Consider the following 24,304-nt stretch of genomic DNA (forward strand, 5'->3'; position numbering starts at 1 on the left):
CGCGCTATAATTAGTTAGAATTCTAATTAATAAGGAGGAATACTCGTGAGAAGAGAGAAGACGATGGATACGTTGATTCGTTCGATTATGATTAAATCCAAACGTAAAATGGATGCAAAAGTTGCTCAATTTGGGCTGACAACACAACAAGCTAGAGTTCTTGGATTTTTAAATGATAATGCAGCAAATGAAATTATCCAAAAAGATCTTCAGCGAATCTTCCAAACACGTGGTGCAAGTATCACTAGCCTCATTCAAGGACTCGAGAAAAAGCAATTAATTTCACGCAAACCAAGCATTCGAGATGGCAGAGAAAAAGTGGTCACTTTAACTGAAGAAGGTAAACGAATCGTGGACGAATTTAATGAATCCTTCCCGCGTGAAGATGATAAAGCGAAAAAAATCCTTTCCGCTGACGAGTATAAAATCTTTATTGATCTACTTAGTAAAATTGATGACAATACGGAATAAAAAATTTAACTATATAGTTAGAGTTCTAACTAATTTTAAGGGGGAACCAAAATGAAACACTCAGATAATTATTATTTAACAAAAGCGAGCATTCCTAAAGCGATAGCGCACTTATCGATTCCAATGATGCTCGGAATGTCGGTTGGGGTGATTTATAATATCGTCAATGCGTTCTTTATTGGTTTACTGCATGATACGTCGATGTTGACTGCTGTAACACTCGGTTTACCAATGTTTACGATTTTAATGGCGATTGGGAATATGTTTGGTGTTGGCGGTGGGACGTATATTTCTCGCTTGCTTGGGAAAGAGGAGGGAACCAAGGCAAAGCAAGTATCGGCCTTTGTTTTATATGGAAGTTTAGTATTAGGCATTCTATGCGCCATCTTACTTGGCTTTTTGATTAATCCAGTTACTCATTTTCTTGGGGCGGATGCAACGAGCTTTTTACACACAAAAAATTATACGTTGGCGCTTCTAATTTGTAGTCCGTTTATTATTGCGAATTTTGCTTTAGAACAAGTGGTTCGGGCCGAGGGAGCTTCGCGGGTGTCTATGAACGGGATGCTGATTGGTACGGTTGTTAATTTAGTATTTGATCCATTGCTTATTTTGTATTTTGATTTTAATGTGGTGGGGGCTGCAGTTTCGGTAGGATTAGCAAGCTTATTTTCGCTGATTTACTATGCTTGGTATTTAGAGAAGAAAAGTGATTATTTATCCATTCGTTTTAAATGGTTTCAAGCATCCAAAGAAATCGTTCAAAACGTGTTTAAAATTGGTGTTTCAGAGTTGCTTCTATCGTTATTCCTCATTGTGACAACGCTCGTTTTAAATCACTATTCGATGATTTACGGGGAAGGGGTGGTTGCTGGTTTTGGCGTGGCGCTTCGGGTGGTGCAGCTCCCTGAATTTATTTGTATGGGACTTTACATGGGGATTATTCCGCTGTTAGCTTATAATTATGGTTCGGGTAATATTGCACGGTTTGAAAAAGCAATACGGTTTACTGCTATTAGTATTGGGCTTATTGTGCTCTTGCTTTCGAGTCTGGTATTTATCTTCCGTTTCCAAGTGATGCACCTATTTAGTGACAGTCAAAGTGTGATAACGCTTGGTGTGCATATTATGGTTGCTATGCTGATATCTTCTCTTTTCAGTGGATTTACAGGACTGTTTACGAGTACTTTTCAAGCAATTGGGAAAGCTATTCCGGCTACAATTATGTCTGTTTCACAAGGCATCATCTTTATTCCAGTCATCATTTTAGGACAATATTACTTCGGACTTATGGGCGTGATTTGGTCCTTGACGGCGACTGAAATTCTTACGTGCATAATCGGTGTGACACTATTCACAATCCATAATATTAAAATAGCTAGTAGCGCAAAAACGAAAGACTTAGCCGTTTAAAAAGTTTGTGAGAAAAATTAGTTGACGAGAAGTTCTAAATTATGGTATTATTCTCTAGGTAATCATATATCGTTCTTTGACAAATGTCAGAGGGGAGTAGCGCTGATTAGCTTTTTAATCAGGATAAAGTCGTCATTACATGATAGAGATATCATCGGTTTTATCACATTTAACTTTAAATGTTAGCGAGACCTTTGCCTTTACGGGCAGGTCTCGCTTTTTTGTTTCTTCAAAATAGGAGATCTTTGACATTTTAATAGAACAAAGGAGGAAAAAAATTAGTGGATACAGCAATGATTTTAGAGTACGGTTGGGTGTTACTTGTCCTAATCGGTCTTGAGGGGATTTTAGCAGCAGATAATGCAGTAGTTATGGCTGTTATGGTCAAACATCTCCCAGATAAACAACAGAAAAAAGCGTTATTTTACGGATTAATGGGTGCCTTTGTTTTCCGTTTTGGCGCATTATTCTTAATTTCCTTTTTGGCAAACGTTTGGCAAGTTCAAGCGCTTGGTGCCGCATATTTACTATATATCGCTATTAGTCACATTTGGAAACATGCAAAAGGAAAAGACGGAGAAAAAGAGAAGAAGGAAAAAGCTGGCTCTGGTTTTTGGATGACCGTTCTAAAAGTAGAGATTGCTGATATTGCGTTTGCGATTGATTCCATGCTTGCGGCAGTAGCCCTTGCCATTACTCTTCCAGAAACAGGATGGGGACACATTGGGGGAATTGATACCGGGCAATTTGCGATTATGTTCTTAGGTGGACTTGTCGGTCTAATTATTATCCGTTTTGCAGCAACTCAATTTGTTAAATTACTAAAAAGCTATCCAAGTCTCGAAACAGCTGCATTTTTAATTGTTGGTTGGGTAGGCGTGAAGCTTGTTATTTATACACTAGCTCATCCAAGTCTTGGGGTAATTCCACACAGCTTCCCTGAGTCAACGCTTTGGAAATTAATTTTCTGGGGTGTGATGATTCTTATTATTGTATGGGGATGGTTCGTTTCCTACCGTAGTAAGAAAAAAACAGAAACAACTAAATAATTTTTAATAGACCAGAAGTGCATATTTGTACTTCTGGTTTTACATACAACCAGATGCTGAAAACACAATTTTATGATAGAGTAGAAGGATGGTGAATGAGGAATGGATGTTTCTATTTGGGGCGAATATGCGTTAGTTTTTCTTGTTTTAGTAGTACTTGAAGGAATTCTTTCCGCAGATAATGCCGTAGTTATGGCAGTAATTGTCAAAGGTTTACCGCATGATAAGCAACGAAAAGCCTTATTTTATGGGTTAGTTGGCGCATTTGTTTTCCGTTTTGTTGCACTATTTTTAATTTCATTTTTAGTAAAAATATGGGAAATACAAGCAATCGGCGCGGTTTATTTATTGTACTTAGCAATTAAGCACATGTGGCGCCTTAAAAAAGGTAAGCAAGAAGAAGTTAAAGAAGCATCAGAAGCCAAATCAACTTCCTTTTGGGGTGTAGTAGCTCGTGTGGAATTGACGGATATAGCTTTTGCACTGGATTCCATGTTAGCTGCAGCAGCGTTAGTTGTTACTTTACCAGATTTAGGGAATTTTGATATTGGGGGAATGAACGGTGGACAATTTATCGTGATGTTCCTTGGTGGTATTGCAGGACTTGTCGTAATTCGTTTTGCGGCCACACAAGTGGTTAAATTATTAGAGCGTTACCCTACACTTGAAACAGCAGCGTTTTTAATTGTTGGTTGGGTAGGTGTGAAAATGGCGGTTCTAACGCTAGCACATCCATCTGTAGCAATTATTCCAGAAGATTTTCCAGATTCAGCCGTTTGGAAGCTGACATTCTGGTCGGTTATGATAATAATAGGTTTGGGTGGTTATATCATTGCGAGAAAAAAAGAGAAGAAAACCAAAAGAGTTTGAATATGATCAGGAAGTAAAACTACGCAGAAGATTAAAGCTTGTTTTGGCACGCATGACGCCAGTTCAAGTTATTATTGCGTATTATTTTCTGGCGGTGACGATTTCTACTATCGTATTAAGCTTGCCATTTACGTTACAAAAAGGGGTAAAGGTATCGTTTATTGATACACTTTTTACGGCGGCGAGTTCAGTGAGTGTAACAGGATTAACGACAGTAGATGTAAGTCAGACATATAGCACGGCCGGTATTTGGGTATTGATGGCGATTTTCCAAATTGGTGGACTTGGTGTTATGATGATTAGTACGTTTTTCTATTTGATTTTAAAAAGACGGATTGGCTTGAAACAACGCCAATTAATTATGACGGATACTAATCAATTTACAATGAGCGGGATGGTCCGGATGCTTCGTGAGATTCTTGTGCTAATTTTCGGTATTGAGTTAATCGGAGCCTTGATTTTAGGGATTTACTTTATTCCTCTGTATCCGAATTTTTGGGATGCTATGTTCCAAGGATTATATAATTCTGTTTCACTCGTAACCAATGCAGGCGTTGATATCACTGGTAAATCGCTAATGCCATTTGCAAATGATTATTTTGTTCAATTTATTTCGATTCTGTTGATTATTGCAGGTGCGATTGGTTTCCCAGTGTTGCTTGAAACGCGGAGATTTTTATTTGAGAAAAATACGTTAATTCCGTTTCGCTTTTCCCTTTTCGTGAAAGTAACGACGCTAACTTATTTTGTGCTTTTAATTGTTGGTGGTTTACTTATTTGGCTATTTGAATATCATCATTTCTTTAGTGGGAAAAGTTGGGATTTCGGTTTCTTTAATTCGATGTTCTTATCAGCGACATCACGAAGCGCGGGGTTACAAACGATTGATAGTGGGGCATTATCGATATCTACGTTGTTACTTGTCTCATTCTTAATGTTTATTGGAGCATCTCCAAGTTCTGTTGGTGGTGGTATTCGAACGACAACATTTGCGATTACGATTTTATTTATTTATTCGGTTATCCGAGGTCGGAAGCATGTGTACATTTTTGGTCGTGAGCTTCATCAAGAGGACGTGCGGAAGTCGCTTGCGGTAACGTTAGTAGCAGGATTTTTGAGTATTTCGGCTATAGTGGTTTTAATGCAGACAGAGACTGCCTCGTTAATTGCCGTCATTTTCGAAGTGTTTTCGGCATTTGGTACTACAGGACTTTCTGTAGGGTTGACACCTGATTTATCTACGCCAGGTAAAATTATTATTATTGCATTAATGTTTATTGGGCGCGTTGGTATTATGTACTCGATGCTAAGTTTAAGAAATAAAAACCAACCTAAAAATGCGATTCGTTTACCAAAAGAGAAAATTATTACTGGTTAAATATAAAAGCCATTCTGGTTGCAGAATGGCTTTTTTGTCCATGAAAAAACCTCTTGATCAGAGCGACCAAGAGGTGATTTTTAATATTTTGATTTTGGAACAGGGCGTCTGAAAATACCCATTAAACCAGTTAAAGTGATTAAAATTCCGGAGATAATCCAAGCAGTTCCGATAACGAAGAAGAGTACGATACCGATAATTACTAAGATAACACCCCAACCACGTGGAGCTGATTTGATTAGAAGGGAAGCAATTAATGCAATTACAGATGCAATTAATGTAATCCACCCTAGATTTGCTAATTCGTTACCTAATTCACCAGGTAAATAAGTAAATGTTTGTATATAATCTGTGACTGAATCTCCATAATTAATAATCCAAAAGCCAACTAGAATCCCAATGATAGAGCCAATTAATCCGATAATAATTTCTGGTTTTCTTGAACCCATAATACAACCTCCTTTTTCTATCTATACGTTTAATAACTTTCCCGTTTTGTTAAGCGGCTAAACACATCTCGCAGCATAGATACCCTAAGTTCGATTACCGGTTGAACGAATATTTTTACCAATCGACTCGATAATAATACCGTTAAAACAAAAGTAACGACGAATAGTAGTAAAAATGTTGACGGGCTATATTGAAAGTCAGTTTGACTACCTTCACGAAAAAACTTAATAAAGAAGCCATGCAACAAATAAACATATAACGTATTTTTACCCCATTTAGTGAAAAATAACCTCTTTCTAGGAATAAAACTGAAAAAAGCAGCAATCGAACCAAAACTAATCAAGTAGACAAGTCCACGAATAAACAGACCTAACGACTTAACTTCCACAAAGTTTGCATAAGGTTTAGACCCTAAAAACCATTTATCATTTAAATTAGGGTGGAATGTAATAAATGATAGAAGTAAAACAATGAAAATACCCCCAAGAATCATGACAAAATGCGTTTTAAGGTAGTAAAAATGCTCTTTCTTTAAAAAATAGCCAACTAAGAAAAACGGGAAAAAAACAAATGTCCGAGATAAACTCAAATAACCCCCAATAATATCAAAATAGCCAGCAACCAATCCAACGAAGAGAGCAATGCAAATCGACTTCCAAGGCTTTATTTTTGCAAAAATAAATAACATTATATTCCAGAAAAACAAACTTAGTAAAAACCAAAGTGACCATTCAGGATTAAGGAATTGGATAGAAAGATTGTCTTTACTTAGAAGAAAATAATAAAAAATACTATATATTAGCTGAAAAAACACATAAGGTAAAATGAGCTTTATCATCGTCTTTTTTAAATAACCGGGCTTACCAAAGCTTTTAGCAAAAAAACCGGATATTAGTACGAAAGCCGGCATATGGAAGGTGTAAATGTAAATATAAAGTACGCGGACGCCAGCATAATCCGCGATAAATGTTTGAAGAAAATGGCCGAAAACAACTAAGAAAATCAAAATAAACTTGGCATTATCGAAATAACTTTCCCGCTTTAAGGCGGATTGTGTCATAAAAAAACAGTCCTCTCTGATCTAGGTTGACAAGCTATTTGTATATTTTACCCTAGATTCTGTAACGCTTATCCAACAGTTAAGTAACAAAAAGTATCAAATATTAACAACGGATGACAGCTATTTGCGAATTTAAGAGGGACGTGCTATCTTTAGGACAATAAATCAAGCAGGAGGAGCGATGATATGCTAAAACGTCAGAAAGCATCGCCAGTCGGAGAATTATTTATAACTATTGAAGATGGCTGTATTATGAATATTTCGTATGATAAGCCAAGAAATTGGGAGCTTCTGGATGGGAATATAATCGAAAAGGAGCTTTTTCAAGAATTAATGATCCAACTAGCAAGTTATTTTGAAGGCGAAAGAGAGAATTTTGATTTGCCGATGCTTCTAAAAGGAACCGATTTTCAAAAAAAGGTCTGGCAGGCATTGAGTGAAATTCCATATGGCACTGTTGTCAGCTATAAAGATATTGCAATTTCTGCGGGGAGCCCTAAAGCTGTACAAGCGGTAGGACAGGCGAATCGTGCTAATCCAATTCCTATCATTATTCCATGTCATAGGTGCGTGAAAAGTAATGGGGAACTTGGTGGCTATAACGGGACAGATGTTGATAAAAAACAATATTTACTTGCATTAGAAAAAGGCTTGAGTTTAAGTTAACTCAAGCCTTTTTTATTACGCTGTTACTTGTTCTGTTATGGTGATTTCTTTGTTATCGTTTAGAGTTGCAACGAGATTTTTCGCTTCTGGTTGATCAATTAAACTGTCAGCAATAGTATCTTCCAGGTGCTCTTGGATAGTCCGGCGTAGTGGCCGTGCTCCAAATTTAGGATCATAACCAAGATCAATCAAATGTTCTTTTACTTCCTTGGAAACATCGATTGTCACGCCTTCTTGAGCGAGCATTTCATTTAAGTCAATGAGCATTAAATCAATAATTTGTACTAAATCGTCTTTTTCTAGTGATTTAAATTCAATGACGCTATCAAGACGGTTTAAGAATTCTGGTTTGAAGTATGCGCCTAATTTCGCAAGGATGTCAGAGCCTTTTTCAAGTTTAGTTTCTGTTGTTGTATTAAAGCCGACAGAAGCCTCTGTATCTGTCGCACCAGCATTACTTGTCATAATGATGACTGTATCTTTAAAGCTTACTGTACGCCCTTGTGAATCAGTTAGTCGACCATCTTCTAAAATTTGTAGAAACATATGTTGAACGTCTGGATGTGCTTTTTCGATTTCGTCTAACAAAATGATGCTATACGGATTGCGACGAACTTTTTCTGTTAATTGCCCAGCTTCTTCGTGACCAACATAGCCTGGAGGAGAACCGATTAGTTTAGAGACGCTGTGTTTTTCCATGAATTCACTCATATCTAAACGAATCATTGCTTCAGTAGTACCGAACAATTCACGAGCTAGCGTACGACCAAGTTCTGTTTTTCCGACACCAGTTGGTCCAACAAATAGGAAGGAACCAATTGGGCGATTTTTTGATTTGAGGCCAACACGGCTACGACGAATTGCTTTAGCTACTTTTTTCACGGCATCTTCTTGACCAATTACTTTTCCAGTTAAGTTACGTTCTAAGTTTTTCATTTTGGATTGCTCGTCTTCTTGTAAGCGTCCTACAGGAATGCCTGTTTTTTCTTCAATAATCGCTTGTATGTCTGATGCTTGAATAACAGGGCGTTCTGAGAAGGAATTGCTTGTTTTATTTTCTTCTAAGCGAGTAATTTCGTCACGAACTTTGGCTGCCTTTTCGTAGTCTTCCATTTGAAGAGCTTGATTTTTTTCATCTTCTAAACGGGCAACACGTTCGCTTACCGTATTTTCGTCTAGTTTTTCAATGGATAGATTATATTTTGAGCCAACTTCATCCATTAAATCAATTGCTTTGTCTGGCAAATGACGATCTTGGATATAACGAGCGCTTAATTCAACTGCTGCTGTTAATGCTTCAGGTGAATAAACTACTTCATGGAAATCTTCATATTTTGGTTTTAAACCATTTAAAATAGTTAGCGTTTCTTTTGTGGATGGTTCGCTTACAGTTACTGGTTGGAAGCGTCGTTCAAGTGCGGCATCTTTTTCGATTGTGCGGTATTCTTTTAGCGTAGTAGCACCAATCATTTGCAAATCGCCGCGAGCTAAAGCTGGTTTTAGAATGTTTCCTGCATCCATTGACCCTTCTGCGGAACCTGCCCCAACGATAGTATGCACTTCATCAATGAAGAGAATCGTGTTTTTACGTTCTTGAAGTTCTTTAATTAGTTGTTTCATGCGTTCTTCAAATTGACCGCGGATACCTGTTCCGGAAACAAGCGAAGCGACATCAAGTAAGATAACTTCTTTGTTCATTAGTTTGCTTGGAACGTCTCCTGCGACAATTGCATTTGCAAGTCCTTCTACGACGGCAGTTTTACCAACACCTGGTTCACCGATTAGGACTGGATTATTTTTATTACGGCGGTTCAATATTTCAATGACACGCTTAATTTCTTTATCACGGCCAATGACAGGGTCGAGTTGCTCGTTTTTCGCCATATCTGTTAAGTTAGTCCCAAATTCATCTAATATGCCATTACCACCGCCAGCAGTTTGTGTTTGTACTTGTGCATTAGCTTGGCTTCTTTGTTCACGGTTTGCTTGGTTTGCAGCACCACTCAATTGACGAAAAATATCGTCAAACGGGGAGCCACTTGCTCCTGGGAACTCATTCGACCCAAAGTTTGCTTGATTTCTAACTTCTGCATAACAAGAGGCACAAAGCGGCATTTCCACACGCTTGCCATTAATATTCATATATAGTTGGATTGTTGCTGGATTTTGATTACATTTTTCACAGTTCATATATAATTTCCTCCTTTTAAAAATGAGAAATGAAAGGTCTTGACTTTGACTATCTTTGACCTTATGACTTTATTATATACTGACCTATTTTGACTTTCAAGTATTTTGCTTACTTTTTTTATAAAAAAAACGCCCCTATAAAGGAGCGTTTTTGTGCTATTTTTAATAAATTGGTAAGGCTGCGAGTAACAAAAACGCAAAGGTTAAATGCGATAAATATAGCATAAGTAGGCTTGGACGATAGGAGTACATGATATTCCATACGAGCGAAGCGACAAAGATACCAATAATCGCTGCAAAATTGCCACTCGGGAACATCATTACCATACATAATAACGCTGCAAAAACATTCGAGAACCAAGGATTAAAATAATGGTTTAAACGTTTTAATACGAAGCCGCGCCAGAAAATTTCTTCTCCCGGGATGATGGCAACGATAAGTAGTAGCCAAATTATCAAAGAATGCGTCGAATACTTATTAAAAGCAGCTTCTACAGAATGTTCTAGACCGCCTGGCATTACTTTAATAATAAAGGCGCCTATGTAAAAAATAATATAAAGGACAATTCCGGAAAAAATACCTGGCAAAATACCTTTAACGAACGAAAACTCTTTTTTTAAATCATCATTAAAAATCACAAAACTAAGTAAAAATAACATCCCAGCTCCATATAAATACCAAAAAACACGTGGGAACTGATATGTTAATATAACGAGTAGGGCGCATAAAACAAGGCCCAGTACAAGTTTATAATCGATCTTGATGCTTTTCAAAATACTTTACACCTCTTCTTAACAAATACTTCTCATACTACTTTAAAACAAATGAAATCGTTTGGCAACAATTAAACAAAAGATAAGATAAAAGTTGTGCAATTTAATAAATCCTATATAATTAAAAAATAGGAGTGGTTCATAGATGTTAGAAAAAAACTACAAATTTTTACTTTGGATTTATATATTCTGGTTTTTAGGTAGCGTTTTGTTAGTATCCTTACACATTATTCCACCAGAGCTAACTGCAGTTCAATCACTATTTTTAGTATTTACGGGTGTTTTTGCGGCTGTTTTCTTTATTATGCAATATGGTAAATGGCTTGGTTCTGCTATTACGTTACTTATTTTTGTTGTAAGTACTTGTATTGAATGGATGCAACTAAGTTATACAGATGAATATATTGGTTCGACATTAGGTGGGAGTGTTTACGGGATTCCTATTACGATGGGCTTTATTTGGGTCGGAATGGTTGCCGGGACGCATATTATCGCTCGAGAAATTACATTGAAAATTAATATTGACTGGATTCGTGGAGGCATTTACTCGTTTATCGCAGCAACAATGGTGATGATTTTTGAAGTTTTAATCGAACCAATCACGATGCAATCCAAACAGCTTTACATCACTCAGAACGGCTTCACGATTTTGCAGCTGTCTGATTTTATTAATTGGTGGCTCTTAGGCCTTATTTTACACTTAATGATTTACTTTATTTTGAGTTTGACGGATAGTTGGGAGCGCCTGAAATATCCGGATTTAAAATCAGAAATTGTGATCGTTTATTGGATTATTATCGCCTTTTTCGTATTTTTGTCCTTTTACCTTGATTTATGGACCTCTATTGCGATTATTATCGTTTCCAATATTATTTTCACGGCTTGTTATTTTTTCAGTTTGGAAAAAGAAACGCAAACTAAAAAGAAATCCGAATGATTACTCGGATTTCTTTTCTTTTTGTAAAAATTTCTGGGTTGCGATTTGCGCATTTTCAATAATAAATGGAAGAGAGCTACCCGACATTGCGCCTGCACCAATTACAAATAAGTTTTTGAATTTAGGCGATTTTTTGGAAGGGTGTAAGTAGCCGTGCTGGCGCCACAAATGCTGTAAACCAAAGATCGCACCGTGCTTAACATGATATTTCTTTTCCCAGTCTATCGGTGTGATAATATATTCTTCTTCAATTTGCGATTCTAAATCTGGTATTTCTAAACGTTCTTTGACTGTTTCTAGAACTAATTGACGAAAAGCAGGTGTTTCTTTTTTCCAATCAATATTACTCGTATTGTTAGGCACAGGAACCATAATTCGAATACTAGAATGATTAATTGGCGCCATTGTATTATCAGTTGCAGAAGGATTAGTCAAATGTATAGCGATATCCTTAGAGAGGATTTTTTTATGCATTGTATTATGCGCAAATTCTCGGTAATTTTCAGGGAAAATAATTGATTGATGCGAAAAAGGTAACACTGTTTTTAAACCAAGATAAAGGATAAAGGCAGAAGAGGAGTATTCTTTAGTGTCCAATTTATCTGGATGCTCATTTGTTAAAGAATAAATGAAATCTAAATTGGTGAAATAATAATCTGCTTCAATAGTTTTTCCGTTGGCAAGAACAGCGCCAGTTATTTCTTTGCCGTTCGATTCAAACTCTGTCACTTCGGAATTGAAGAAAAACTTCCCTTTATTTTCTGTAACTACTTGTTGCATCGCTTCGACAATTTTATTTTGCCCGCCAATTGGATGAAAAGTTCCATAATAATATTCGGAAAATGGAATAATACTATAAGCAGCTGGAATATCCCACGGAGACATGCCTAAATACCGCATCTGTAAGGAAAAAGCGAGGCGAAGGTACTTACTATTAAAATATCTTGATAAATCATCCATCAACGATCGTCCAAGTGTCAAACTAGGAATAGCGCGCAAAGTTGTAGGACGGAAAAAATCAAATAAAGAACTATAATTAAATTGATTGAGCGGCGAAATATATAGCATTTTTTTCGTGTTTTCTTTCATAAAACGGTCAAAACCATCTTCTTCGCCAGGAAAGTAAGTTTGGATAACCGCTTTTGTCTCAGATTGATCACTATAAAGTGGAAAGGTGATATCTTTAAAATAAAGGGTATGAATTGGGTTGATTGGTAAAAGCGAAACATAATCCAAAATATTACGATTACAATCCATAAAAAGAGAAGTCAAAACATGCGTCATTGTGAGTGCGGAAGGCCCTACATCAAATGAGTATTTACCCATTCTGTGTAACGCCGTTCTTCCACCAATCCGATCATTTTTTTCATAGATGTTTACTTGATAGCCTAGTTGACTTAATAGCATACCGGCCGCCAAACCACCAGGTCCAGCTCCAATAATGGCAATTTTCTTTTTACTATCCAAATTCAAACGCTCCTTTGCCCCGTTTATATACATATAAAAAACGCAAAAATATAGAGCATTGTCACTCGGAAATGCTTTATTTTTGCGCACTTAAAAACTATTCTGTTTTTTATTCTTCTGTTTCTTCTGCATTTTCAACTTCATCGTCTTCTTCTACAGAATGAATAATTTGGTAATTCTTGTGGTTAACCACTGTTTTTTCTTCAATCCCTAAATCTTTAAAATTTTCCATATAAGTTAAGTCGACAATAACGGAATTTTCATTGAGTTTTTCAACGATTCCTGTAAGGCCATCCTTAAATTCAATAATGTCTCCAACATGTGCTTTTGCCATTGTTATCACTCCTTCAATTTTCGGTGTTGCCTCTATCTTGCTGAAAAAGAATGTATGCATTTTTGAACCTTCCTTAAATTTTGCACTAAAACGCTATTAAAATCAACTATAAGCCATTAAAAAGTGCTATTTAATTCAAAACAGAAACAATTTAGTGATAAATTAAAAAAAACGCTCTATTTTTTCTATTTAAAAAGAGCGAAATAAGGTGCTCTACAAAAAAACATTCTAAAAAATTTTTAATCAAATAGTTGTAACAATAGGTAAAACATGGTACTCTTTTTAATTGAGGGATAGTCTTTTTGGCTGAAATTCTTTCGGCTTAAAAGGTTACAACAAATTTCTTTACAAAGGAGAATGTAAATTATGGAACAAGCAAGTTTTGTAGTAATCGATGAAACAGGAATTCACGCACGCCCGGCAACTCTATTGGTGCAGGCTGCAAGTAAATACAGCTCTGACGTTCAAATTGAATACACTGGTAAAAAAGTAAACCTTAAATCAATCATGGGCGTTATGTCTCTTGGTATTGGTAAAGGCGCTGACATTACTATCTACACTGAAGGTAGCGATGAAAAAGAAGCAATTGAAGGACTAACTGAAGTTCTTAAGAAAGAAGGATTGGCTGAATAATGGCTAAAGAGTTGAAAGGTATCGCAGCATCTGATGGGATTGCCATTGCGAAAGCTTATCTGCTCGTTGAACCTGATCTTTCCTATGAAAAAACAGAAGTTACGGATGTTGAGAGTGAAGTAAAGCGTTTTGAAAGCGCGTTAGAAGTTTCTAGAACAGAACTTTCAATGATTCGTGAGAAAGCTGCTAAAGACTTAGGCGAAGATAAGGCACAAATTTTTGACGCGCATCTTCTAGTGTTAAATGATCCTGAATTAACAGGACCGATTGAAGAAAGTATCAAAAATTCTAAAACGAATGCAGAAACAGCTTTACAAGAAACGACAGACATGTTTATTGGTATGTTTGAATCTATGGACAACGAATACATGCGTGAACGTGCAGCGGATATTAAAGATGTGCGTAAACGTGTTCTTTCTCACTTACTAGGTGTAACTATTCCTAATCCAGCTTTAATTGATGAGGAAGTAGTTGTTGTTGCAGCTGATTTAACGCCTTCCGATACCGCACAACTTAACCGTAACTTTGTTAAAGGTTTCGTGACGGATATTGGTGGACGTACTTCTCACTCCGCTATTATGGCACGTTCTCTTGAAATTCCAGCAGTAGTTGGAACAAAAGAAGTTACTGCTAGCGTAGCGAAAAACGATATTGTTATTATTGATGGTTTGGAAGGTAATGTTATCATCCATCCAACAGAAGAACAAATCGCTCACTATGAAAAAATTAAATCTGATTTTGCTTTACAACAAGCAGAATGGGATAAACTTAAAAATGAAAAAACCGTTTCTAAAGACGGCGTTCACGTGGAGCTTGCAGCAAACATCGGAACTCCGAATGATTTAGAAGGTGTTATTTCTAACGGCGGGGAAGCAGTTGGACTTTATCGTACAGAATTCTTGTACATGGGTCGCGACAATTTCCCAACAGAAGAAGAGCAATTCGAAGCTTATAAAGCAGTAGTTTCCGGAATGGACGGAAAATCTGTGGTTGTTCGTACATTAGATATCGGTGGCGACAAAACGTTACCATACCTAGAACTTCCTGAAGAAATGAATCCATTCTTAGGATTCCGCGCAATTCGTCTTTGTTTTGCGAATGAAGAATTATTCCGTACGCAACTTCGCGCCTTACTTCGCGCAAGTGTATATGGTAACTTAAAAATTATGTTCCCGATGATTGCAACAGTAAATGAATTCCGTCAAGCACGTGATATTTTACTAGATGAGAAAGCAAAACTAAAAGCTGCTGGAACAGAAGTATCTGATTCCATCGAACTTGGAATTATGATTGAAATTCCTGCCGCTGCAGTTCTTGCTGATCAATTTGCAAAAGAAGTTGATTTCTTCTCTATCGGAACAAATGACTTAATTCAGTATACAATGGCTGCGGACCGTATGAACGAACGCGTTTCTTACCTTTACCAACCATACAATCCATCCATCTTACGTTTAGTAAAAATGGTAATTGATGCTTCTCATAAAGAGGGCAAGTGGACTGGTATGTGTGGGGAAATGGCTGGAGATCAAACGGCTGTACCACTTCTTTTAGGCTTAGGCTTAGATGAATTTTCAATGAGTGCTTCAAGCATTCTTAAATCTCGTTCGTTAATCAAACGTTTAGATCAATCTGAAATGGTGAAATTAGCGGAAGAAGCTTTAAATAAATCTACAGCAGAAGAAGTTGTAGAATTAGTTGAAAAATATACTGCAGAATAATATCTGAATAAAGACCTAGACAATTTTGTTGTCTAGGTCTTTTTATGTTGTGAAATAGCCTCCGCACAAGTATAATTGGAAATACAGTTAGTTTTAAAAGGGGGCAACAAGATTGGTTATCTATCTATTAGCAGGGTTTTTTCTGCTTCTGTTCATTGTCTTGTCGTTTATAGATAGACGACGTATTAGCAATGGGATTATTTTGACAATGGCACTATTTTTTTCTGTGCTTTCGGTGGTTTATGCTACTTTTTCAAAAGGGAATGAACTACTCGTCTCGGTTATGGGGACGGTGTTACTTTTATTAGTTTTACTTATTCCATTTTTTGTTGTAGGGATAGCAACGATGCTCATTGTAAATGGACGATTAATGTTGAAACGTGAAGGACGTAAATTAGCCAATATGCTTCCTTTAATTATTGGTTTAGGCATTTTAGCACTTATTATTACATGGTTCGGTAGTATTTTAAAAACAGGTAGTCCGATTCTTGGGATTGTGGTAGTTTTTATTGTGGCATTAGTTGGTTATTTTTCCTTTTTATTTTTATCGTTTCTTTTATCGACTTTTCTCTATCAGTTTAATTTCCCAAGATATAATCAAGATTTTCTGATTGTATTAGGAAGTGGTCTGATAGGCGGTGATAGAGTACCTCCATTGCTTGCTAGTCGGTTGAATCGCGCTATTAAGTTCTACGACAAGCAATACGCCAAAAAAGGCAAACGAGCTACTTTTATCGTATCTGGTGGACAAGGTGCTAATGAAACTATTTCAGAAGCAGAAGCGATGCGAGGTTATTTAATAGAACAAGGCATTGATGAAAATTTTATTATTATGGAAGATCAATCCGTTAATACACTGCAAAATATGAAATTTTCAAAGGCAAAAATGGATGCAATTATGTCAAACTATAATAGTTTATTTTCAACGAATAATTTTCATTTATTTAGAGCAGGTATTTATGCAAGAAAAGCGGGTTTGAAGAGTCAAGGGATTGGTGCAAAAACAGCTTTATACTATATGCCTAATGCATTAATTCGAGAATTTATTGCTATTACTGTAATGTATAAAAAAGTACATATGGTCTTACTTGGTTTATTACTATTGTTTTTTGCGTTTTTAGCGATTATAGGTGTTACTTTTAGATAGGGGGTTAGCCTGATGGAGAAAATTGGATTTGTTGGTATAGGCGTAATGGGTTCGAGTATGGCAGGGCATTTACTGGAGGCTGGTTATGAAGTATTGGTGTATACTCGCACAAAAACAAAAGCAGAAGATTTACTTGATAAAGGAGCACTCTGGGTAGAAACACCAGGAGAATTGGCTAATAAAGTGGATATATTAATTTCAATGGTTGGTTATCCAAAAGATGTGGAAGAGCTTTACTTAGGCGAAAATGGCTTTTTAGAAAATTTAGCAGTTGGGACAGTAGCAATCGATATGACAACTTCCTCACCGGCATTAGCTAAAAAAATGGCTGAATTTGGCCGTGAAAAAGGTATTGGTGTATTGGATGCTCCTGTTTCAGGTGGCGACATAGGCGCGAAAAATGGCACGCTATCAATTATGGTAGGCGGATCTGAAGACGTTTTTTTAAAAGTGAAACCAATTTTTGACATTCTTGGTAGCAGTGTGATTCTGCAAGGTGATGCAGGTGCTGGGCAACATACCAAAATGGTGAACCAAATTGCGATTGCTTCCAACATGATTGGTGTGACTGAAGCAATCATTTATGCGGAGGCGGCTGGACTTAATCCATCACGTGTTCTCGATTCAATTTCAGGTGGTGCAGCTGGTAGTTGGTCACTTGCAAACTTGATTCCACGTGTACTTAAGGATGATTTTTCTCCTGGTTTCTTTATTAAACATTTCATCAAAGATATGGGAATCGCGATCTCAGAAGCAAAACAAATGGGCTTAGAACTTCCTGGGCTAACTTTAGCTGAAAAAATGTATCAAACGCTAGCTGAACAAGGTTTGAGTGAAGAAGGAACTCAAGCACTCATTAAATATTATCGTTAAACGAAGAAATACCCACTAACTAAGGTTAGTGGGTATTTCTTTTTATTTTTCTACAAATTGTGCCATTCGATCTAATGCTTCAGCCAAATTATTAAAGGAAGTAGCATAAGAAAGACGGAAGTAACGATCGCCTTTTTCGGAAAAAGCATTTCCGGGAACAACTGCAACCTTGGCTTCTTCAGCAAGTTTTACAGCCCAATCGAAAGAGTTTTCGGCTATTTCATCAGGAAGTTTGACGAAGAAATAAAATGCACCATCTGGCGGAATAACAGTAAAGCCCATTTTTTCCAGGCGATCTTGGGTGAAGTTAGCACGTGTTTTGTATTCAGTTCGCATTTGGAATGCGTCGTCTTTACCGTTAGTGATGGCTTCTAGTGCTGCTTTTTGGGAAATTGAACTTGCGCAAGTAACGGAATATTGATGAATTTTCAGCATTTCTTGTGTCAAAATTTCTGGGGCAAGTAAAAAACCAATTCTCCAACCAATCATTGCGTGGGACTTAGATAGGCCGTTGATGACAATTGTTTGATTTCTTAGCATAGGGGCAATACTCACATGCTCTTCGTGATAAGTTAATTCACTATAAATCTCATCAGCAATGACAAAAATACCTGTTTCTTTTAGTACTTCTGCTAAAGCGGAAAGTTCATCTTTGGAAAGTGTGACGCCGGTTGGGTTGGATGGATAGGGAATGATAAGTGCTTTTGTTTTTGGTGTGATATGTGCCTTTAATTGTTCAGGTGTTAATTTGAAATTAGTCTCAGTCGTATCTACTTTAACGGGATGAGCTTTATTTAACGTGATCAGAGGCTCGTAACCAGGATAAATTGGGTCAGGTAAGATAACTTCATCACCTGGCTCCAAAATCGTTTGTAACGCGACAGAAATCGCTTCTGTAGCACCTACAGTAACGATGATTTCTTTGTTACTATAGGACAGATCATATTTTTCATGGAAATAAATAGAAGCTGCTTCGAGTAATTCTGGCATCCCTGCATTGGGTGTATAGTTGGTGAAGTTTTCTTCTATTGCTGAAATGGCTGCTTGTTTAACATGATCGGGTGTTGGAAAGTCAGGTTCTCCGAGGGTTAAACGGATCATATCAGGTATACCTGTCACTCGTGTATTAAAAGTTCTGATACCACTTACTTGAATATCGCGTAATTCTGGTCGAATAGATTTTGTCATTTTCGTCACCTTTCTTTATAAGAAAATCCCGTAAAAATTAGGTGGGAGTAAGCTTCGTAATTTCATTCCATTATAGCTTAAAAAGATAGAAAAGCAAAATGTCTGAAAATATTACTAAAAAACCTTGCACTTTTATTTGGAATACTATAAGATGGTTTTAATAATGATAATCATTTTCAGTTAGAAATGATTACTTCAATGTGGAAGGGGCCACCGGATATGACTAAACCTGGTAAATACGAAGCTCTCTTTTTTCCAACGAAAGATGGCTTGCTAAAAATACATGCTTATGGCTTTAATCCCTGTGGTTCATGGGGCGAAGTATTTGCAACAATTGGTGATCAAACAATATGCGTTAAAGGCTTCAATCGCCATAAAACAATCGTGCGGGCTACAAAAATGATTATAAGCGCTACTGCTAATCGAAAAAACGAATTTTAATTATCAAAGACTGTAGAAAGGTTCGTTCCTTTTTATAGTCTTTTTTTTGGATAAAACAACGATAAAATAGAACAAATCGTGTCTATTAGGTTAATTTAAAATAATTTCTTTTTCTGAATATTTCCAGAACCCTTGCGTTATACGTGCGGTTTGCGATAAAATTTGGTAGTATAGTGAAAGAAATAAGATATGGCGAAAAAACCAGATATGAGGAAATATGTAAAAAAGCATTGCCACGCGCGTATAACAAGCAAGGTATGCCAATTTTTGCACGTCAGATGGTGGATTTGAGAGGAGAGTGTAAGATGTCTCAGTTATTGGGAATTATTCAACGTTTACATGCAATGCAAGAAGATGAGTCTGCTGAAACACAAGCAAGACGTTTTGAAAAAAATGGTACACCTGTGTGCGAAGTGAAGTTTTTCCAAGCTTCTAACTCATTTGAAGTAGAAATCTATGGCGACAATAGTAAATATCAATTCGATGATATTGATATGACTGCTATCGAAATTTTTGAAACGCTACAAGAAAACGAATAACATGGTAAAAATCGGATAATCTGATAATTTACTTAGGGGCTGTGAACTTATATTCACAGCTTTTTTTGTTTTCAAGCGCTAAATGAAAGAAATCAGACCAAATAGTATGGTAGAATAGGAGATGGAAAAGTTTCGATTTATTTTAAAAAGTTGAAAGAAACTTCGTAGAGCTTGAAAATAAAGGAAGAGGAAGATTCTAAATGATCTCAAATAGATTTGGACAATTTATTGACAATGAACTAGCTGATTCGATGATTTCCGCTGAAAAGGTTGCTCATGTACAGCTTGGTAATAATTTAGAACATGCATTACTTGTTTTAACTAAATGTGGTTATTCAGTTATTCCTGTACTAGACTTTGAATTTAAACTCCATGGATTAATAAGTGCAGCAATGATTACGGATGCCATTCTAGGACTCGAACGTATCGAATTTGAACGATTAGAAGATTTAAAGGTAGAGGATGTCATGCAAACAGATTTCCCAGTAATCAAAGATTTTAACAATAACGAACGAATTGTGCACTTACTTGTGGACCATCCTTTTGTTTGTGTTGTAGATTCTGACCACCATTTTGAAGGGATAGTAACAAGACGTGTTGTTTTAAAACAAGTCAATCGTTATATTCATTTGCAGGTGGAGGAAAATAGATGATTGTAACAGAGTATGAATTACTTGTTTGTTTAGCAGAAGAACTTAATATGCGTAAAAGTGCTGAAAAACTCTTTTTAAGTCAACCAGCCTTATCGCAACGCTTACAAACGATTGAAAGTAGATGGAATACCAAAATTTTTATTCGTACACAAAAAGGGCTGTTGCTTACACCAGAAGGAGAAGCAATTGTTCGTCATGCATCTAGCGTCATTGAACGAGAGCACACTATTCAAGAAAAATTAGAAGCGATGGAAGGCGTTGTCCGGGGAACATTACGGATTGCTTGTGCAAGCGTAGTGGCGCAAATGTGGCTTCCTCGGGTTCTAAAAGCTTTTTCAAGAGCGTACCCTAATGTGCAAATTTCACTTGTAACTGGGTGGAGCAGTGAAGTTACGCAACAACTCGCTGCTGGAAATGTCCATATCGGCATTGTCCGTGGAAGTTCTACTTGGAAAAGCGTTCAAAAACCGTTATTTAATGACAAATTAATTTTAGTAGATACAGAAATTACTAAAATTGAAGAAGTTTTTCAGACCAATCGACCATTTATCCAATTTCGCAGTGATTCGAATTATTACCAAGTTATTCAAGACTACTGGCAACGAAATTTCGGGAAAATGCCACGCCAAGCAATGCTTATGGATCAAATGGAAACCTCTAGACAAATGGCCTTAAATGGTATTGGTTTTGCAATTTTACCGGAAGTGACGATGTTAGGCTACACGGATAAAATCAACAAAATTCCGTTAACAGAAAAAGATGGCTCGATTTTAAGCCGGGAAACCAACTTACTGACTTATGAACAGTCACTCAGTTTACCACAAGTGAAGGCGTTTTTAGAAATAACAGATAAATTCCTTGAACAAGTTAAATAGCTATGGCAAAATAGAAAGCAGAACGTATCGGAAGGGGACAAAAATTCATGGAACAAATGGATGCACACCAAATTATTTCTTTTATTCAAAATAGCAAGAAAGCAACACCAGTAAAAGTTTACCTTAAAGGGGACTTAGAAAAAATTGATTTCCCAAGTGATGTAAAAACTTTCATTACTGGAAATGCGGGAACTGTTTTTGGAGAATGGGCAGTTGTTGAGCCATTATTAGAAGCAAATAAAGCGAATATTGAAGATTACGTAATCGAAAATGATCGTCGTAACTCCGCTATTCCTTTGTTAGATATGAAAAATATTAACGCACGTATTGAGCCTGGTGCAGTCATTCGCGACCAAGTAACAATCGGCGACAATGCGGTTATTATGATGGGAGCAAGTATCAATATTGGTTCAGTTATCGGTGACGGTACGATGATTGATATGAATGTAGTTCTTGGCGGCCGTGCAACGGTCGGTAAAAATTGCCATATTGGTGCAGGTTCTGTCCTTGCTGGCGTAGTTGAGCCACCATCCGCACAACCAGTTATCGTAGAAGACAATGTTGTTGTAGGCGCCAATGTCGTTGTTTTAGAAGGCGTACGCATTGGAGAAGGCGCAGTTGTAGCAGCGGGCGCAATCGTTACAAAAGATGTAGCTCCTGGAACAGTCGTGGCCGGAATTCCTGCACGTGAACTTAAAAAATTAGATGCAAAAACAGCTTCTAAAACAGAAATCATGCAAGAACTTCGCCAACTTTAAAAAATCAAAGGGAACTGTTTCGTCTGTTGGCGAAGCAGTCCTTTTTAGAAGGAGAGATTCGCCGTGTTAAATGAATTTATTGCCATTCGACGTGAGTTACACCAAATCCCTGAAACAGGTTATAAAGAGCTAAAAACACAAGCTTACTTATTAGATTATATCAGCAAATTACCGAGTGGACATTTAGAAGTGAAAAAATGGCGTACGGGGATTTTAGTTTTAGTAAAAGGAACTAATCCAGAAAAAACAATTGGTTATCGTACGGATATTGACGCATTACCGATCACAGAAGAAACTGAGCTGCCTTTTGCTTCAAAACATCCTGGCAATATGCATGCTTGTGGGCACGATTTACATATGAGTATTGCGCTTGGAGTGTTGACACATTTTGCGAGTAAACCTGCTAAAGATAATTTGCTTTTCGTGTTCCAGCCTGCAGAAGAAGGTCCAGGTGGTGCAAAACCCATCATGGAAAGCACTGAATTTGCCGAGTGGCGACCAGATAGCATTTATGGACTTCATATCGCACCGGAATACAAAGTAGGAGAAATTGCGATTAAGCCAGGTTTACTTTTTGCGAATACATCGGAACTGTTTATTTCGTTCAAAGGAAAAGGTGGGCACGCGGCGTATCCCCATTTGGCGAATGATATGGTTGTTGCAGCAAGTGCGTTTGTTGGGCAAATGCAAACGATTATAAGTCGTAATATTGATCCAATGGATAGTGCAGTTATTACGATTGGAAGGATTCATGGCGGAGAAATTCAAAATGTCATTGCGGAAACTGCTTATTTAGATGGAACCATTCGAACGCTTTCTCCGGAAACAATGGAGATTGTTTGGACTCGTTTGAAACAGCTAGCTAAAGGCTGGGAAGAAGCTTACCAATGCGAAGTTGAATTTCATCCTGGCTCGGATTATTATCAAGTAGACAATGATCCAGTTGAAACAGAAGAATTCATCCACTTTTTGGAAGAACAATATCCAGAAAGTTATGTGCCAGCTCGTTCAGCGATGACTGGAGAAGATTTTGGTTACTTTTTATCCGAAATTAAAGGGTTTATGTTTTGGTTAGGCGTGGATTCCGAGTACAGTTTGCATCACGCGAAACTTAATCCAAAAGAAGAAGCTATTCCATTTGCAATTGATGTATTAATCCACTTTTTGGAAAGTAAATAAAAAGACGTCAATTCGTTCTCAAAAGGAGCGAATTGGCGTCTTTTTAATTATTATTTGGTCCGAATGTGCTAACAAAATTGAGTGGTAGTTCAATCTTGTTTTCTGCGAGTGCCTCGCGAATATCTTTGAGTAAGTCACGTTGAACAGAATACTGCTCGCCGTTCACTGCTTTACCGACTACGCGGATAATCATATTTGTTGCGTCTATGTTTTGCACGCCTAATACAACAGGGGGCTCAACGATATTTTTATTCTCTTTTGCAGCTACGTCACAAACCTCACCAATAATTTTAATTGCTTTTTCTGGATCTTCATGTGGACTAATTTGAATGTCCACCATCACACGCATATTACCGCGCGAATGATTACTAACGACCATAATTTGTCTGTTAGGAATGAAATGAAGCGTGCCATCAAAATCACGTACCTGTGTTGTTCTAAGTCCAAGTGCTTCCACTGTTCCATTAACTAGTCCAATAGTAATCGTATCACCAACATCGAGTTGGCGTTCAAGAAGAATAAAAAATCCAGTTACAACGTCACTAACAAGACCTTGCGCACCAAAGGCAATTGCCAAACTGGCCACCCCAGCACTTGCAATAATTGCCGTAACATCCATAAAGTTCTGTAATAATAAAATCGCAAAAGTGAAGAATAAAACATATCCATAAAAATTAGAAATTAAGCTTTCTAACGTGTCCGCGCGCCCAACAGAAACTGCTTGTTGTTGCCGATATTTGCGGAAGAAACTACGAATAATTTTATTACCAATCACACGGAAAATAAAATAAAGAGCAATTAAAATGGCAATTTTTATTCCGACAGAAATAATATGATTCCAAAATTGGTCCCAGTCAATAGAACTGAACCACTTTTTGAGTAAATTCATTTTTTGGTCCACATCCTTTGAAAGTTCTCCATCCATTTCATCTCCCCCTTTCTAATGAAATGTCCTTTTCTATTCTAACAAATATTTTACAAAAATGCTGTTATAAAAAATAAATTTTCACTAGAAAACGCTCATTTTTCTGGAAAAATCGCACTTTTTTTCAAAAAAAATTAAAAAACTGTTAGCCACTCTTGTAGTAAGATGGAGGCGCTTTCTAAAATGTGCAAAATGGCGCAAACCAAACTGTATGATGTGAAACTAAGCCGAAACTTGTGTACAATGATAAATGTTATTGCTTTTTTTAAAAGTGATATGGGCCGAATTTTTGCCTAGTAAATAATTCAATCTAAAA

General features: G+C 36.9%; 25 protein-coding genes and 1 riboswitch. Of the genes, 17 read left to right on the plus strand and 8 right to left on the minus strand.

All coding sequences use genetic code 11. From position 1 onward, the window contains the following. Positions 1-45 precede the first annotated feature (45 nt). From CKV70_RS05100 to CKV70_RS05120, 5 genes are all read left to right on the plus strand, one after another. Entirely contained in the window at positions 46-471 is a 426-nt protein-coding gene (locus CKV70_RS05100) for a MarR family winged helix-turn-helix transcriptional regulator (RefSeq protein ID WP_009913969.1), read from the plus strand. A gap of 51 nt (positions 472-522) precedes the next feature. Continuing rightward, a complete protein-coding gene (locus CKV70_RS05105) occupies positions 523-1,884 on the plus strand; it encodes an MATE family efflux transporter (protein WP_012951432.1) in 1,362 nt (453 codons plus the stop codon). 79 nt (positions 1,885-1,963) lie between these two features. Further along, a riboswitch (yybP-ykoY riboswitch) is annotated at positions 1,964-2,067 on the plus strand. A gap of 98 nt (positions 2,068-2,165) precedes the next feature. Then, positions 2,166-2,933, plus strand: coding sequence for a TerC family protein (locus CKV70_RS05110; protein ID WP_003722856.1), 768 nt, complete (start codon positions 2,166-2,168; stop codon positions 2,931-2,933). A 102-nt stretch (positions 2,934-3,035) separates the two neighbouring features. Next, the gene (locus tag CKV70_RS05115; protein ID WP_003732442.1) at positions 3,036-3,803 is read left to right on the plus strand and encodes a TerC family protein; all 768 of its coding nucleotides are present in this window, start codon (positions 3,036-3,038) and stop codon (positions 3,801-3,803) included. A gap of 43 nt (positions 3,804-3,846) precedes the next feature. Continuing rightward, on the plus strand, positions 3,847-5,181 hold the full coding sequence (locus tag CKV70_RS05120; protein ID WP_003733786.1) for a TrkH family potassium uptake protein: 1,335 nt from the start codon (positions 3,847-3,849) through the stop codon (positions 5,179-5,181). An 80-nt stretch (positions 5,182-5,261) separates the two neighbouring features. On the opposite strand, the gene CKV70_RS05125 is transcribed toward CKV70_RS05120, so the two are convergent. Both CKV70_RS05125 and CKV70_RS05130 read right to left on the minus strand, forming a co-directional pair. Next, positions 5,262-5,630: a DUF4064 domain-containing protein gene (locus CKV70_RS05125; protein ID WP_014600697.1), complete on the minus strand. Its 369-nt coding sequence runs from the start codon at positions 5,628-5,630 to the stop codon at positions 5,262-5,264. 29 nt (positions 5,631-5,659) lie between these two features. Beyond that, positions 5,660-6,691, minus strand: a complete 1,032-nt coding sequence (locus tag CKV70_RS05130; RefSeq protein ID WP_014600698.1) for an acyltransferase family protein — start codon at positions 6,689-6,691, stop codon at positions 5,660-5,662. 186 nt (positions 6,692-6,877) lie between these two features. On the opposite strand from CKV70_RS05130, the gene CKV70_RS05135 reads away from it, so the two are divergent. Next, the gene (locus CKV70_RS05135; protein ID WP_003722861.1) at positions 6,878-7,357 is read left to right on the plus strand and encodes a methylated-DNA--[protein]-cysteine S-methyltransferase; all 480 of its coding nucleotides are present in this window, start codon (positions 6,878-6,880) and stop codon (positions 7,355-7,357) included. Between the two features lie 15 nt (positions 7,358-7,372). On the opposite strand, the gene CKV70_RS05140 is transcribed toward CKV70_RS05135, so the two are convergent. Both CKV70_RS05140 and CKV70_RS05145 read right to left on the minus strand, forming a co-directional pair. After that, entirely contained in the window at positions 7,373-9,547 is a 2,175-nt protein-coding gene (locus tag CKV70_RS05140) for an ATP-dependent Clp protease ATP-binding subunit (protein ID WP_014600699.1), read from the minus strand. Between the two features lie 162 nt (positions 9,548-9,709). Next, positions 9,710-10,321 (minus strand): CPBP family intramembrane glutamic endopeptidase, encoded by a 612-nt coding sequence (locus CKV70_RS05145; protein ID WP_003732447.1) that lies wholly within the window; start codon positions 10,319-10,321, stop codon positions 9,710-9,712. Positions 10,322-10,466: 145 nt separating this feature from the next. Between CKV70_RS05145 and CKV70_RS05150 the strand changes: the two genes are divergently transcribed. Continuing rightward, entirely contained in the window at positions 10,467-11,258 is a 792-nt protein-coding gene (locus tag CKV70_RS05150; protein WP_003722864.1) for a carotenoid biosynthesis protein, read from the plus strand. On the opposite strand, the gene CKV70_RS05155 is transcribed toward CKV70_RS05150, so the two are convergent. Both CKV70_RS05155 and CKV70_RS05160 read right to left on the minus strand, forming a co-directional pair. Next, positions 11,259-12,731: a phytoene desaturase family protein gene (locus tag CKV70_RS05155; protein ID WP_010989638.1), complete on the minus strand. Its 1,473-nt coding sequence runs from the start codon at positions 12,729-12,731 to the stop codon at positions 11,259-11,261. Positions 12,732-12,834: 103 nt separating this feature from the next. Beyond that, positions 12,835-13,119, minus strand: a complete 285-nt coding sequence (locus tag CKV70_RS05160; protein WP_003722866.1) for a YkvS family protein — start codon at positions 13,117-13,119, stop codon at positions 12,835-12,837. A 306-nt stretch (positions 13,120-13,425) separates the two neighbouring features. Here CKV70_RS05160 and CKV70_RS05165 point away from each other — a divergent pair, with 306 nt between their 5' ends. The 4 genes from CKV70_RS05165 to CKV70_RS05180 all read left to right on the plus strand — a co-directional run bounded on the left by CKV70_RS05165 (position 13,426) and on the right by CKV70_RS05180 (position 17,430). Next, positions 13,426-13,692 carry a phosphocarrier protein HPr gene (locus CKV70_RS05165; protein WP_003719221.1) on the plus strand — a complete coding sequence of 89 codons (267 nt, stop codon included), beginning with the start codon at positions 13,426-13,428 and terminating at the stop codon, positions 13,690-13,692. Continuing rightward, positions 13,692-15,410 (plus strand): phosphoenolpyruvate--protein phosphotransferase, encoded by a 1,719-nt coding sequence (gene ptsP, locus CKV70_RS05170; RefSeq protein WP_003722867.1) that lies wholly within the window; start codon positions 13,692-13,694, stop codon positions 15,408-15,410. Before CKV70_RS05165 ends, ptsP begins: the two co-directional genes overlap by 1 nt. A gap of 112 nt (positions 15,411-15,522) precedes the next feature. Next, positions 15,523-16,557, plus strand: a complete 1,035-nt coding sequence (locus CKV70_RS05175) for a YdcF family protein (protein WP_003722868.1) — start codon at positions 15,523-15,525, stop codon at positions 16,555-16,557. 12 nt (positions 16,558-16,569) lie between these two features. Next, positions 16,570-17,430 (plus strand): NAD(P)-dependent oxidoreductase, encoded by an 861-nt coding sequence (locus tag CKV70_RS05180; RefSeq protein WP_014600701.1) that lies wholly within the window; start codon positions 16,570-16,572, stop codon positions 17,428-17,430. 42 nt (positions 17,431-17,472) lie between these two features. Here the strand turns inward: CKV70_RS05180 and CKV70_RS05185 are convergent, their stop codons facing one another. Beyond that, entirely contained in the window at positions 17,473-18,618 is a 1,146-nt protein-coding gene (locus CKV70_RS05185) for an aminotransferase class I/II-fold pyridoxal phosphate-dependent enzyme (RefSeq protein ID WP_014600702.1), read from the minus strand. A gap of 219 nt (positions 18,619-18,837) precedes the next feature. Between CKV70_RS05185 and CKV70_RS05190 the strand changes: the two genes are divergently transcribed. The 6 genes from CKV70_RS05190 (at position 18,838) to CKV70_RS05215 (ending at position 23,063) form a co-directional block, all read left to right on the plus strand. Then, on the plus strand, positions 18,838-19,059 hold the full coding sequence (locus CKV70_RS05190) for a hypothetical protein (RefSeq protein ID WP_003726553.1): 222 nt from the start codon (positions 18,838-18,840) through the stop codon (positions 19,057-19,059). A 305-nt stretch (positions 19,060-19,364) separates the two neighbouring features. Next, positions 19,365-19,598: a YkuJ family protein gene (locus CKV70_RS05195; RefSeq protein ID WP_003719227.1), complete on the plus strand. Its 234-nt coding sequence runs from the start codon at positions 19,365-19,367 to the stop codon at positions 19,596-19,598. Between the two features lie 200 nt (positions 19,599-19,798). Next, positions 19,799-20,251, plus strand: coding sequence for a cyclic-di-AMP-binding protein CbpB (gene cbpB, locus CKV70_RS05200; protein WP_003722873.1), 453 nt, complete (start codon positions 19,799-19,801; stop codon positions 20,249-20,251). Next, on the plus strand, positions 20,248-21,126 hold the full coding sequence (locus tag CKV70_RS05205) for a transcriptional regulator CcpC (RefSeq protein WP_003722874.1): 879 nt from the start codon (positions 20,248-20,250) through the stop codon (positions 21,124-21,126). The genes cbpB and CKV70_RS05205 overlap by 4 nt, the downstream gene beginning before the upstream one ends. Before the next feature lie 47 nt (positions 21,127-21,173). Then, a complete protein-coding gene (gene dapD / locus CKV70_RS05210) occupies positions 21,174-21,884 on the plus strand; it encodes a 2,3,4,5-tetrahydropyridine-2,6-dicarboxylate N-acetyltransferase (RefSeq protein WP_003722875.1) in 711 nt (236 codons plus the stop codon). Between the two features lie 63 nt (positions 21,885-21,947). Next, positions 21,948-23,063, plus strand: a complete 1,116-nt coding sequence (locus CKV70_RS05215; RefSeq protein ID WP_003722876.1) for an N-acetyldiaminopimelate deacetylase — start codon at positions 21,948-21,950, stop codon at positions 23,061-23,063. Positions 23,064-23,106: 43 nt separating this feature from the next. Here CKV70_RS05215 and CKV70_RS05220 read toward each other — a convergent pair whose 3' ends face one another. Continuing rightward, positions 23,107-23,952: a mechanosensitive ion channel family protein gene (locus tag CKV70_RS05220; protein ID WP_010989639.1), complete on the minus strand. Its 846-nt coding sequence runs from the start codon at positions 23,950-23,952 to the stop codon at positions 23,107-23,109. Between the last annotated feature and the right edge of the window lie 352 nt (positions 23,953-24,304).

This window comes from Listeria monocytogenes (assembly GCF_900187225.1).
Taxonomy (GTDB): Bacteria; Bacillota; Bacilli; order Lactobacillales; family Listeriaceae; genus Listeria; species Listeria monocytogenes.

What these genes read in the sequence shown, in the direction of transcription:
- CKV70_RS05105 (WP_012951432.1), top strand. Translation starts at nt 523, where the DNA reads ATGAAACACTCAGATAATTATTATTTAACAAAAGCGAGCATTCCTAAA.
- CKV70_RS05115 (WP_003732442.1), top strand. Translation starts at nt 3,036, where the DNA reads ATGGATGTTTCTATTTGGGGCGAATATGCGTTAGTTTTTCTTGTTTTA.
- CKV70_RS05125 (WP_014600697.1), bottom strand. Translation starts at nt 5,630, where the DNA reads ATGGGTTCAAGAAAACCAGAAATTATTATCGGATTAATTGGCTCTATC.
- CKV70_RS05130 (WP_014600698.1), bottom strand. Translation starts at nt 6,691, where the DNA reads ATGACACAATCCGCCTTAAAGCGGGAAAGTTATTTCGATAATGCCAAG.
- CKV70_RS05135 (WP_003722861.1), top strand. Translation starts at nt 6,878, where the DNA reads ATGCTAAAACGTCAGAAAGCATCGCCAGTCGGAGAATTATTTATAACT.
- CKV70_RS05140 (WP_014600699.1), bottom strand. Translation starts at nt 9,547, where the DNA reads ATGAACTGTGAAAAATGTAATCAAAATCCAGCAACAATCCAACTATAT.
- CKV70_RS05150 (WP_003722864.1), top strand. Translation starts at nt 10,467, where the DNA reads ATGTTAGAAAAAAACTACAAATTTTTACTTTGGATTTATATATTCTGG.
- CKV70_RS05160 (WP_003722866.1), bottom strand. Translation starts at nt 13,119, where the DNA reads ATGCATACATTCTTTTTCAGCAAGATAGAGGCAACACCGAAAATTGAA.
- CKV70_RS05165 (WP_003719221.1), top strand. Translation starts at nt 13,426, where the DNA reads ATGGAACAAGCAAGTTTTGTAGTAATCGATGAAACAGGAATTCACGCA.
- ptsP (WP_003722867.1), top strand. Translation starts at nt 13,692, where the DNA reads ATGGCTAAAGAGTTGAAAGGTATCGCAGCATCTGATGGGATTGCCATT.
- CKV70_RS05180 (WP_014600701.1), top strand. Translation starts at nt 16,570, where the DNA reads ATGGAGAAAATTGGATTTGTTGGTATAGGCGTAATGGGTTCGAGTATG.
- CKV70_RS05185 (WP_014600702.1), bottom strand. Translation starts at nt 18,618, where the DNA reads ATGACAAAATCTATTCGACCAGAATTACGCGATATTCAAGTAAGTGGT.
- CKV70_RS05190 (WP_003726553.1), top strand. Translation starts at nt 18,838, where the DNA reads ATGACTAAACCTGGTAAATACGAAGCTCTCTTTTTTCCAACGAAAGAT.
- CKV70_RS05195 (WP_003719227.1), top strand. Translation starts at nt 19,365, where the DNA reads ATGTCTCAGTTATTGGGAATTATTCAACGTTTACATGCAATGCAAGAA.
- cbpB (WP_003722873.1), top strand. Translation starts at nt 19,799, where the DNA reads ATGATCTCAAATAGATTTGGACAATTTATTGACAATGAACTAGCTGAT.
- CKV70_RS05205 (WP_003722874.1), top strand. Translation starts at nt 20,248, where the DNA reads ATGATTGTAACAGAGTATGAATTACTTGTTTGTTTAGCAGAAGAACTT.
- dapD (WP_003722875.1), top strand. Translation starts at nt 21,174, where the DNA reads ATGGAACAAATGGATGCACACCAAATTATTTCTTTTATTCAAAATAGC.
- CKV70_RS05220 (WP_010989639.1), bottom strand. Translation starts at nt 23,952, where the DNA reads ATGAATTTACTCAAAAAGTGGTTCAGTTCTATTGACTGGGACCAATTT.